Genomic DNA, 11,752 nt, shown 5'->3' on the forward strand with positions numbered 1-11,752 from the left:
CCCAAAGCAATACTCAGTTGGTCTGCACCTCCACCTCCGCATGGGGCTGATGCATGGTGCTCTGGGCCAGATCCAGCAACTCACGCAGGGCCACCGAGAACATGGCATACTCCGGCTCCCGCACACCCTTGAGCTCGGAAAGCATGGATTTCCAGCGGTCGATCATCTGCTGATGGCGGGACAGCCACGCCTCCACGCAGGCCGGCACGTCTTCCGGCTTGTCGGCCAACTTCAATACACCGGTGGTTAGCGCCCGCTGCTGCCAGTCGAGATCTTCCCGGAAACTTTCCCGGGCCAGGGCCTGCCAGTGTGAGCCAGGCTGCAGCGATGCGATGGCGCTCGCGAACCAGTTCAGATCCAGGCGGTCACCCAGCTCATAGTAGAGATTGGCCACCGTCTTCAGTGGCATGCCAGAGGCTTCGTGGGCCTCGATGATACCCAGAGACGAATACAGGTGGCCGGTACCCGAAACCACGGACGCCAGCTCTGATGGCAGCCCGGCATCCACCAGAGCCTGATGCCGTTTCTCCCAGGTGGTTTTCGCCTGATCACCAAGATACTCGGGCAGCCCCGCTGTAATCGCCCAGACGCTGTCGGCAAAGCGCTCCATGTGGTGCTGAATGCTCAGCTCTGCCCGACGGTTGCGAAGCAGCCAGCGCACCGAACGGCGCATCAGGCGCATCAGGTCCTGCATCAGCTCCATCTGTAGCTGGGCTGAGACATGGAAATCCAGGGCTTCAATCCTGTCCCACCAGTTATCAATGCGGAACACGTCACGGGCGATAATCCAGGCCAGAGCAATAGAGGCGGCATCGGCACCCGTAGACTGGTTCAAACGCTCCACAAAGGTAATACCCATGTGGTTGACCATGTCGTTGGCAATCTGTGTCGCGATGATTTCACGCCGCAGCTGATGCTCTCCCAGCTCCTTCGAGAATTTCTGGGTCAGATCCCTGGGAAACACCTTGTACATTTCACCGGCCAGAAGGGGATCGTCAGGCAGGGTGCTGTCGATCAGGGTCTGCTTCAGGTCGCCCTTCACATAGGAAATGAGTACCGACAGTTCCGGCCGGGTCAGCCCTTTCTTGTCCAGCTTGCGCTCGGACAGGGTCTCGTCATCGGGCAGGAACTCCAGGGCACGATTGAGCTTGCCCTCGCTCTCAAAGGTATTCATCAGCCGGCGATACTCTTCCAGCCGGCTCGCCGCATCCTCGCTGGCAATACTGATGGCCTGGGTCTGACGGTAGTTGTTCTTGAGCACCAACTCCGCGACGTCATCGGTCATCTCCTCAAGCATGATGTTGCGCTGCTTGTTGGTGAGATCACCCATGGCAACGGCCCGGTTGAGCAGGATCTTCATGTTGACCTCGTGGTCAGAACAATCCACACCGCCGGAGTTGTCGATAAAGTCCGTGTTCAGGCGTCCGCCCTTGAGCGCAAACTCAATGCGACCGAGCTGGGTAAGCCCAAGGTTGCCGCCCTCACCGACCACCTTGCAGCGAAGATCCGAACCGTTGATCCGCAGACCGTCGTTGGCCTTGTCGCCCACATCACTGTGGGATTCACTGGCGGCCTTCACATAGGTGCCAATGCCACCGACCCAGAGCAGGTCGACCTGTGCCTTGAGGATATGCGAGATCAGCATGTTTGGTGGCACCCGATCCGATTTGATACCCAGCAGTTTCTTCATTTCCGGGCTGACCGGGATAGATTTCGAATTCCGGCTGAAAACCCCGCCTCCCTTGGAAATCAGCTTGCTGTCGTAATCGGTCCAGGCGGATCGCGGAAGTCCGAACAGACGCATACGTTCCTTGTAGCTCTTCTCCGGATCCGGTGAAGGGTCGACAAAGATATGCACGTGGTTGAAAGCAGCGACCAGCTTGGTCTTCTCTGAGCACAACATGCCATTGCCGAAGACATCACCACCCATGTCGCCAATGCCGATGGCGGTGAACTCATCCAGCCCGGGGTTGATGCCCATTTCCCGGAAATGCCGCTCTACAGAGACCCAGGCACCCCGGGCCGTGATGCCCATTTTCTTGTGGTCGTAACCATTGCTTCCGCCGGAGGCGAAGGCATCGCCCATCCAGAAACCGTATTCCGAGGCCAGACCATTGGCGATGTCCGAGAAGGTTGCCGTACCCTTGTCAGCCGCCACAACCAGGTAATGGTCGTCGTCGTCATGACGGATCACCCGTTCCGGCGGCGCAATGCCGGCATCCACCAGATTGTCGGTGATATCCAGCAACCCCCGGATAAATGTCTTATAGGCTTCGATGCCCTCGGCCTGGAAAGCCTCCCTGTCCGACGGATCCGGCAGGCGCTTGGCCACAAAGCCACCTTTGGCGCCGACCGGCACGATAACCGCATTCTTGACCTGCTGGGCCTTGACCAGCCCCAGAATCTCGGTGCGGTAATCCTCAAACCGGTCTGACCAGCGCAAGCCGCCGCGGGCGACCTTGCCACCCCGCAGGTGTACGCCTTCGACGCGCGGCGAGTACACGAAAATCTCGAACATCGGCATCGGAAGGGGCATGTCCGGGATCCGGGCAGGATCGAACTTCACGCTGATGTAGGGCTTGGGGCCGCCAGCCTCGTCTGTTTGATAGTAGTTGGTACGCAGGGTCGCCTGCATGAGCTCCAGGTAGAGTCGAAGCACCCGGTCTTCACTCAGATTCTCAACGTCTTCGAGGCCGGCATTGAATTCGATCTCCAGCTTCTGCTGGGCTGCCTCACTCTTCCCGGGGCTCTGGTAACGCTCCGGATTGAAACGTATTTCGAAAAATTCCAGCAGCAGGCGGGTCAGTTCAACGTGGTTCACCAGCGTGTTGGAGATAAAGGTCTGACTGTTGGAAAAGCGTATCTGGCGCATATACCGGGCGTAGGTCCGCAACAGCGCGATTTCCCGCCAGCTCATGTAGGAAGAGAGCAGCATCCGGTTGAAGGCGTCGTTTTCCGCTTCTCCGTACCACACCCGGCGGAACAGCTCCTCAAAGATCGGACGGATACGATGAATATCGACAACAGTCCCCTGGTGAGCCTGGAGCGTGAAGTCGTGAATCCACACCGTTTTGTTGTGCCGGTCGATGACCTCGAAGGGGTGTTCGCCGATAACCCGGAAGCCGAGGTTGTCGAAGATCGGCATCACATCGGAAAGCGGCAACGGTTCGTCCGGGTAGAAAAGCTTGAAATGCAGCGTGCTCTCGTCTTCTTCCAGAGCCCGGTAGAAGCTCATGGCAAGGTCATGATTGTTCGCCGATGAAGCGATATGCTCCAGATCGATCGCCGCTCGCCTTGGCGAGAACATATCGGTGTAGCTGGCCGGAAAACCGCCCGCCCACAAGCGATAGAGCTCATTGCCCTGCTCTTCGCCCCAGGCCTCACTCAGGGCTTCAGACAACCCATCACGCCAGGACTGGGCAAGCTCGATAACCTTTTCCCGGATCTCCTCCGTGGGCAGTTGGCGGTTCTCGACCTGGGGTACCCGAATGGTGAACTGGACCCGCGCAAGGACCGACTCGGAAAAGTGGGTGACAAACTCGACGTCTTCCGCTCCCAACCGGTCAACCAGCACCTGCTCGACTTTCAGCCGTAGTTCGGTGTTGTAGATGTCCCTCGGAAAAAACGCCAGGCAGGTCACGAACTGGCCATAAACGTCTTCCCTCAGGAACAATTCGATCCGGCGACGCTCCTGGATGTACAGGATACTTTTGGCCACCTTGAGCAGCTCGTCCTGCTCGATCTGGAACAGTTCGTCCCGGGGATACACTGTCAGGATCTGCTCGAGTTCTTTACCGGCGTAGTCGTCACGCAGAAAACCGGACCGTTTCATCACGCTCTGAAATTTACGGCGCAGCAGGGGAATCTCGTCCGGCCGTTCGTTATAGACACGGGCGGTGTAAAGGCCCAGGAACCGCCGTTCACCGACCACCTCGCCTTTGCTGTTGAATTTCTTGACTGCGATGTAGTCCGGGTAGGCGGGCCGATGCACCCGCGAGCGCTGGGCCGATTTGGCGAAGATGAAAATATCATCGCTTCGGGTCATCTCGTGGCGCGTGCGCTGCGGCAGTTCGTTCAGGCGAACCCGGTCCGGGCGCTCGTTATTGACCCGGAGGATACCCAGTTCGGAATTCTCTACCCGACGCACCACCATGCCACTCTTGTCCTTGGCAAAGTCGTACTCATCGTAGCCAAGGAACGTAAAATGGTCCCGGGCGAGCCATTCCAGAAACGCCCTGGCCTCTTCTTTCTGCTCCTCGTTAATGCCCGCCGTGGTGTTGTCCAGCTCACCGAGAATCTCGTTCACTTTCTCGGTAACTACCGGGAAGTCGCTGACAGCGATCCGCACCTCATGAAGCACGTTCTGCAGGGTATCTTCCAGATCACGGAGATCCTCGGGATTACTGTGCCGATCAATCTCGAGGACAATGAACGCCTCGTAGTCCGAACCGGAGGCTTTCTTTTTAGACGTGTGCAGCTTCTCGAGTTTGCCATTCTGGTCGCGGTTCACCTGCAGGATCGAGTGCTGGATAGAATGGGTACCGATCTCCCGGTGGTTGATCGCAATGCGCAGGGAATCGATCAGAAACGGAATGTTCGGATGCAGGATAAAAACAACGGTGTGGGTCGATTGCCAACCGTCACTCTCCAGGTCGGGGTTGAAAACAGCAACCGGAGTTTCCTCGGCAGACCGCTTCTGCAGAAACTGCCAGGCGGCCAGAACGGCGCCGTAGGTATCCGCAAATCGTCGACTGACCAACTCTTCAAGGGGAATATGAGCATAATGCTGCTTGGCAAATTCGCTGATTTTCTTGGCTTCGGTTTTGGAAATCTTCTTAGCGAAAGCGTCAGCCAACTGTTCAAAGAATTGATCCTTGCTGGCCACTGTCAGCGCATTCATGGTCGACCTCAGTTAGTGTGAAATAAACGTAATCGGCGTATCGTCACATAAGCATAGTCAAACCCTTGATTTTTGCCGGCCAGACGCCAAAACTTCGGCAACTACCTACGCACGATACGGGTTTCTCCGGAAAATCCTCAGATACAGAGAGCAGTCATTTCCAATGTCGCTACAGCATACGTTCGGTGAGTTACGGGAACAGTTAGCCAAACGGATAATCGGGCAGGAAAAACTGGTGGATCGTCTGCTGATCGCGCTTCTTGCCGACGGCCACCTGCTTGTAGAAGGCGCCCCGGGGCTGGCAAAAACCACGGCGATCAAGGCGCTTGCCGACCATCTGGAAGGCGACTTTCACAGAATCCAGTTTACGCCAGACCTGCTGCCCTCAGACGTTATGGGCAGTGAAATCTACCGCCCGGAAACCGGGCAGTTCGAATTCCAGCGCGGCCCCATCTTCCACAACCTGGTGCTTGCGGATGAAATCAACCGTGCGCCTGCCAAGGTGCAGTCTGCCCTTCTCGAGGCCATGGGTGAACGCCAGATCAGCGTCGGGATGCGCACGTTTCCGCTGGACCGGCTGTTCCTGGTGATGGCCACCCAGAATCCCATTGAGCAGGAAGGTACCTACCCGCTGCCCGAAGCCCAGCTGGACCGCTTTCTGATGCACGTGGTTATCCACTACCCGTCGGCGGAAGCGGAGAAGGCCATCCTGCAACTGGCCCGTAACGATTATCGTCACGGCCTTCCGAAAACGGACCTTCGCCTGACGCCAGACCAGGTGTTTGATGCCCGCGCGGAAGTCGCGAACATCTACATGGCGGAACCCGTAGAGCAATATTTGTTGGCCCTGGTGCTGGCAACCCGCGACCCGGCGGCACTGGACCCGGAACTGGCCCGGTGGACAGCCTTCGGCGCCAGCCCCCGTGGCACCATCGCCCTGGACCGCTGCGCCCGGGCGTTGGCCTGGCTAGACGGCCGGGATTACGTAACACCCGACGATGTCCGAGCCATGGCCTTCGATGTGCTACGACACCGCATCCTCCTCACGTTCGAAGCAGAGGCCGAAGGCATGACCGCTGACACGGTTATCGAACGGCTGATCGAACGTGTTCCGGTGAGCGCCTGAAGCCATCGACGGAAGCAAGACACGGGAGCCGTCAGGCATGGGCAACACCGACGCAATAACGCACATCGGCCTACCGGATCTGATCCGCCTGCAGGCAGACGCACGGGCACTGAAACTGCCCTCTGCCCGCCCGGTTCGGACGCGTCAGGCCGGCTTGCAGCGCTCGCCGCAACGCGGCCGGGGCATGGCGTTTGCCGAGGTACGGTTGTACCAGCCCGGGGACGACATCCGTAGCATCGACTGGCGGGTAACGGCGCGGCGTCAGGAGCCCCATACCAAGCTTTATGAGGAGGAACGGGAACGGCCCGTTCTTCTTCTTTGCGATCTCGGCCCAAGCCTGTTTTTTGCCAGTACCGGCGCCTTCAAGCAGGTTCGTTGCGCACAGATCGCCTCCATTCTGGCCTGGCTGGCACTCTGGTCGGGCGATCAGGTAGGTGGCATTGTCTTTAACGACGAGGCCCTGAGAGTGCTTCGCCCGGCGCGGCGGAAGAAATCAGTGCTGCGACTGCTGGATACTCTCGATGAACTGCAAAGAAGGGATAATCGAGGGCCGGAACAAAACGAGCCGTCCGGCCAGAGCCGCCTGGACATGGCACTGACCGAGGCTCGCAGGGTGGCCCATACCGGTAGCCGGATTTTCGTGATCAGCGATTTCCTGGATATCTCAGAGGAGACGGGCACCCTGCTCGGCGCGCTCGCCCGCCATAACGGCGTTAGCGCCCTGAGGATCGTGGATCCATTGGAAAAAGAGTTGCCGAAAAGCGGACGCTTTGCGGTGGCCGGCCCGGACGGACCGGTGTGGTTCGATGCCGGAAACCTCCGGTTCCAGAAGGCCTGGCACGAGAAAGTCACCAACCATGAACACCGGCTGGCAGAGTGTTTCCGTACCTCCGGCGTTACCATGGCAGAAGTGTCCACGGCGAATGACCCCGCAGCGACCCTCAAATTGCTGCTGGGACCCGGAGGCCGCATAGGATGAACCCGCAGGATCCACTCAGCCAGCTTCGGGACATTCACCTGCCTGAAACAGGGGGCCTCTGGCCTCCGGCGCCAGGTTGGTGGGTATTGGCCATTTTGCTCATTGCTGTGCTTGCTGCCCTGGTCTGGCTGTTTATCCGGCGGAGACAAAGAAACCGGTGGTTCCGCTCCGCTCGGGCCGAACTAGCCAGACTGGAACGATCAGCAGCCACGACCCCCGCGTGGTTCACACAACTGAACACCCTGCTGAAGCAGGCCGCCCGCGAGCGCTACCCGGAACAGCACCCGGAAGCGCTGACCGGCGATGCCTGGGTGGAATTCCTGTTAAAGACCGCCCCGAAGGACCGGGTTGCGTCCAGACCGGTCGCCGAAGCGCTGGTTCACAGTGCCTGGCGACCTGAGGTTTCAACCAAGCCGGCCGACGCCCTGGCGTTCGCCCGTTTGTGGCTGGGAGGTCAGAAATGCTGAATCTCGCCTGGCCCTGGGCTCTGGTTCTGGTGCTCTTGCCCCTGATTCTCAAATGGCGCAAGCCCGGAGCGCAATCGGTCGACGCGCCCGTGTTGCCGGTTGGCCACTGGCTGTCGGACCTGCCCGGTGTCAGTCGTCGTGGCAATGCCGTACCGCTCTGGCAGCAACTGTTGCTGTTCCTGATGTGGACGCTTCTGGTGGTTGCTCTGGCACGGCCGCAGCATGTGGGCGAGCAGGTCCAGATGCCCGTTTCCGGCCGGGATCTCATGCTGGTCGTCGACATCTCCCCCAGCATGGATGAACAGGATATGGTCCTTCAGGGCCGGAGTATTAATCGATTGCAGGCGGTCAAGCGCGTGCTTGATGACTTTATCTCCCGCCGCCAGGGTGACCGGTTAGGTCTGATCCTGTTCGGCACCGAGCCCTACGTACAGGCGCCGCTCACCTTCGATCTGGAGACGGTCAGAACCCTGATGCGTGAGGCGGGCCTTGGCATGGCCGGGCGCGCCACGGCCATTGGCGACGCCGTGGGCCTGGCAACGAAACGCCTGAGAAACCGGCCCCAGGATCAGCGCGTTGTGGTCCTGCTGACTGATGGCGCCAATACTGCGGGCGAAATCACCCCAGACAAAGCTACCGAAATCGCCGCGGCCGCCAGCATTCGCCTGTACACCATTGGTATTGGCGCCGAGTCCATGGTCCAGCGTGGGCTGCTGGGTTCGCGCCGGGTCAACCCATCCAGGGATCTGGACGAAAACCTGCTAACCCGCATGGCCCAGCAGACCGGCGGGGAGTATTTCCGGGCGCGCAGCCTGCCCGAGCTGGAGCTTATCTACGAGAGCATTGATCGACTGGAACCGATCGAGCTTGAAGGCAAGTTCTATCGGCCGGTAACCGAGCTCTATGTCTGGCCTGCCGGGCTCGCGGTCATTCTGTGGCTGGCGCTGTTCCTCGTCCGCCACGGGCGGGAACTTGTTGCTGAAACCCGCCGGAGCAAGGAGGAGGAAACGCATGTGGGCTGACTTCCATTTCCTGCGCCCGCTCTGGCTGCTGTTAATCCTGCTGATACCGATACTGTATCTTGCATTCCGGCAACTCCGCATGGGCGACAGCGGATGGTCCCGGCTTATTCCGGCCCGCCTGCTCTCGCCCCTGATTCGTCACAACGGCAGCTCGGGCCAGTCGAACAAGTCACCTCTGGTTCCGGCCTCTTTGGCTCTGATCATTCTGTCCCTGGCCCTGGCCGGACCGGCCTGGCGGGAGGCACCGACACCGCTGAAACAACCCGGCGACAGCCTCGTGATCGCACTGGACCTTTCACTGTCCATGCTGGCAACGGACGTGGAACCTGATCGACTGACCCGGGCCAAACGGAAGATCCGGGATATTCTCGAACTTCGGGAAGGCAGCCTGACCGGCCTGCTCGTCTTTTCCGGCGATGCCCACGTGGTGACACCGCTGACCGATGATGGCCGTACGATTGAGGGCATGCTCAACGTGCTGGACCCGGTGATCATGCCGGCGACAGGCAACCGGGCCGATCTCGCCGTTGCCCGCGCAAAGGCATTGCTGGAACAAGGCGCACCGGGCGAAGGTCGCATCCTGTTAATCACGGACAGCATCAATGACGACTACGAAGGTACCATTCGGGACACGCTTTCCGGCACCGGATACGCGCTCAATACCCTGGTCGTCGGCACCGAGAACGGAGGCCCCATTCCCCTCGCCCGGCGCGGTTTCATAAGGGAGAACGGCGACATTGTCATCAGTCGTGCTGAACCCGAAGCGCTGGCGGCACTCGCCCGCAGCAGCGGCGGCCAGAGCCATGAGCTGACCCTGGACGACACCGATATTGAAGCGCTCGACCTGAGCCCGCGGGACAGTGACGACTGGCAGGATTCCGAGGACGGCCTGACGGTCAATCGCTGGCAGGATGACGGTTACTGGTTGCTCTGGCTCGCGCTGCCGCTGGTTTTGGTGGGGTGGCGCCGGGGGGCTCTCAGTGCGCTTGCTTTGATCCTGCTGCCGGTCTGGCCGCAGCCGGCAGCCGCCATAAGCTGGGAAGAACTCTGGCAGAGGGAAGATCAGCGAGCTCCCGCCTTGATTCAGGACAACCCGGAATCAGCCGCCCGCCAGCTTGAAGACCCGGAATGGCGGGGCTCTGCGCTCTATCGTTCCGGCAAGTTCGACAGCGCCGCCGAAGCGTTTGCGCGCAATCAGGGTCCCCGTGCCAGTTACAACCGGGGCAATGCCCTGGCCCGTGCCGGAAAACTGGAAGAGGCCCTGGCTGCCTATGATGCGGCGCTGAACGCAGCGCCCGACATGGAAGACGCCCTTCACAACCGGAGAATTGTCGAGGAACTTCTGAATCAAAAACAGCAGAACCAGAACGGCAATCAGGATAACAACCAACAGGATTCCCGGGACTCCCAGGGCGACGGCAGTAATCAGCAACAAAACCGTCAGGACCAGAACGGAAACAGTGAAAGCGAGAATCCCGGCAGTCAGGGGAACAGTCAGCAGCAGAACCCGGAAAACAACGAGTCTTCTTCCGACACGGAGAATCAGCAAGGCGGCCAGACGGCTGAACAGAATCAACAGCAGGCGGGCGAGCGCGGAGATCCCGAGCAGGCTTCCGGGGAGCAGGAAACCCCGTCCGGCCAGTCCCCGGCACCCGCCCCTATCTCTGAAACGCCGCTGACCCAGAGCCAGGAGCAGTGGCTCAGGCGCGTCCCTGACAATCCGGGCGGATTATTACAGCGCAAATTTCTGCAGCAGTATCAACAACGCCAGACTCCATCCGATGAGGGCGATACACCATGGTAAAACGGCTGATGATTCCCGCCGTCTGTCTGTTTCTTCTGACGGCACTCTGGCTGCCGGCCCAGGCACAACCCCATACACAGGCCCGGCAACTGACAGTCGAGCCGGACCGGACCCGCCTCTATGAGGGTGAGGTTCTGACCCTGACCGTAAAAGGCAGCATGGAGATAGACATCAATCTTGGCAACCTGTTCGACTTCGACATGTCGAGCCTGCCCAAGCCTGATATCGAGAAAGTGGAACCCGATTTTGAGATCCTGGCCCAGAACCAGCAGTACAGTATCCGCACCGTAAACAGTCAGATGGTGGGTGAAATCACCTGGACCTACCAGCTGGCACCGAAAACCACCGGCGAACTGACCATTCCTGCACTCACCTTCAAGGATGCTGTTTCGGAGCCGGTTACCGTGGAAGTCGTCGACGGCTCGCCGCCAGACCAGGCCGCGCCTGGACGGGACAGCTTTATCGAGCTGTCCGCCGACAAGGATGAAGTCTATGTGCAGGAGCAACTGATCCTGACAGTGCGGCTTTTCTTCAGGGGCAACCTCATTCGCGGCGAGCTGTCTGAGCCGACCCATCCCCATGTGATTATCGAATCCCTGGGCAGGCAGCAGGAATTTTCACGCTATCGCGACGGTGTGCGATACCGCGTGGTGGAGCGGCGCTACGCGATCTTCCCCCAACAACCGGGAACCTTGAAGCTGCCCCCCGTACGCTTCGAGGGACAGGCCAGAGATGCCTCTGGCAGCCTCCGTTTCCTGAGGGACAGTGAGGAGCTTTTTGAGGTGCCGGTCAAGGATGTCCCGGCCCAGTTCAGTGGCGATACCTGGCTGCCGGCAACAGGCTTGTCGCTTGAGGAGTCCGGGCTTCCTCCGTCACTGGAAGTCGCGACCGGCGAAAACATTACCCGAGAGATCAGGCTGACGGCGGCGGGCTTGCCCGGGGAGGCACTGCCACCCTTACCCGATACGGTCCCGGACGGACTGAGAAGTTACCCGGAAGAGCCAGAGAGGCAGACCGAAACAACGCCGGCAGGCCTGACCTCTTCGCTGAAGCAATCCGTGGCTCTGGTACCGGTTGAGGCGGGACAGATGACGTTGCCAGCCATTCGCATTTACTGGTGGGATACCGAAGCGGATCGGGAACGCGTTGCCGTCATCCCGGAAAAAACCCTGACGGTGACGGACCCGAATACCGTCGCCGCCGAACCGCCGCAACCCGCGAATGGAGAACCGGCCCCTGAACCGGACACGATTAGCCCGGAATCATCGACTGACCGGACAGCACCGGAGGCCGGGCCGTGGCAGTGGCTCACCCTGGCGTTCGGCATACTCTGGGCCGGAACCTTGATGGCATGGTGGTGGTCGCGCAAAGGCGCCAAGAACGCCCCCGCCTTTACTCAGCACAATGACGATGAAGATGTCGCCTTCGAGCACCTGATCACGGCCGTGAGAAGC

At 59.9% G+C, this 11,752-nt stretch carries 7 protein-coding genes; 6 read left to right on the plus strand and 1 reads right to left on the minus strand.

Annotated elements, in window-relative coordinates:
• Positions 1-13 precede the first annotated feature (13 nt).
• Complete coding sequence (locus B2W52_RS08555; RefSeq protein ID WP_286802478.1) at positions 14-4,900, minus strand: NAD-glutamate dehydrogenase; 4,887 nt, start codon at positions 4,898-4,900, stop codon at positions 14-16.
• A gap of 163 nt (positions 4,901-5,063) precedes the next feature.
• Between B2W52_RS08555 and B2W52_RS08560 the strand changes: the two genes are divergently transcribed.
• The 6 genes from B2W52_RS08560 to B2W52_RS08585 all read left to right on the plus strand — a co-directional run.
• A complete protein-coding gene (locus B2W52_RS08560; RefSeq protein ID WP_008173123.1) occupies positions 5,064-6,026 on the plus strand; it encodes an AAA family ATPase in 963 nt (320 codons plus the stop codon).
• A gap of 37 nt (positions 6,027-6,063) precedes the next feature.
• Positions 6,064-7,005 (plus strand): DUF58 domain-containing protein, encoded by a 942-nt coding sequence (locus B2W52_RS08565; protein WP_008173122.1) that lies wholly within the window; start codon positions 6,064-6,066, stop codon positions 7,003-7,005.
• Positions 7,002-7,472 (plus strand): DUF4381 domain-containing protein, encoded by a 471-nt coding sequence (locus B2W52_RS08570; RefSeq protein WP_008173120.1) that lies wholly within the window; start codon positions 7,002-7,004, stop codon positions 7,470-7,472. Before B2W52_RS08565 ends, B2W52_RS08570 begins: the two co-directional genes overlap by 4 nt.
• On the plus strand, positions 7,466-8,494 hold the full coding sequence (locus tag B2W52_RS08575; protein WP_082220533.1) for a vWA domain-containing protein: 1,029 nt from the start codon (positions 7,466-7,468) through the stop codon (positions 8,492-8,494). The genes B2W52_RS08570 and B2W52_RS08575 overlap by 7 nt, the downstream gene beginning before the upstream one ends.
• Positions 8,484-10,298: a vWA domain-containing protein gene (locus tag B2W52_RS08580; RefSeq protein WP_053112438.1), complete on the plus strand. Its 1,815-nt coding sequence runs from the start codon at positions 8,484-8,486 to the stop codon at positions 10,296-10,298. Before B2W52_RS08575 ends, B2W52_RS08580 begins: the two co-directional genes overlap by 11 nt.
• On the plus strand, positions 10,292-11,752 hold a 1,461-nt coding region (locus B2W52_RS08585), incomplete at its 3' end, for a BatD family protein (RefSeq protein ID WP_286802487.1). The genes B2W52_RS08580 and B2W52_RS08585, both read left to right, overlap by 7 nt.

This window comes from Marinobacter sp. UBA2498 (assembly GCF_002341575.1).
Taxonomy (GTDB): Bacteria; Pseudomonadota; Gammaproteobacteria; order Pseudomonadales; family Oleiphilaceae; genus Marinobacter; species Marinobacter manganoxydans.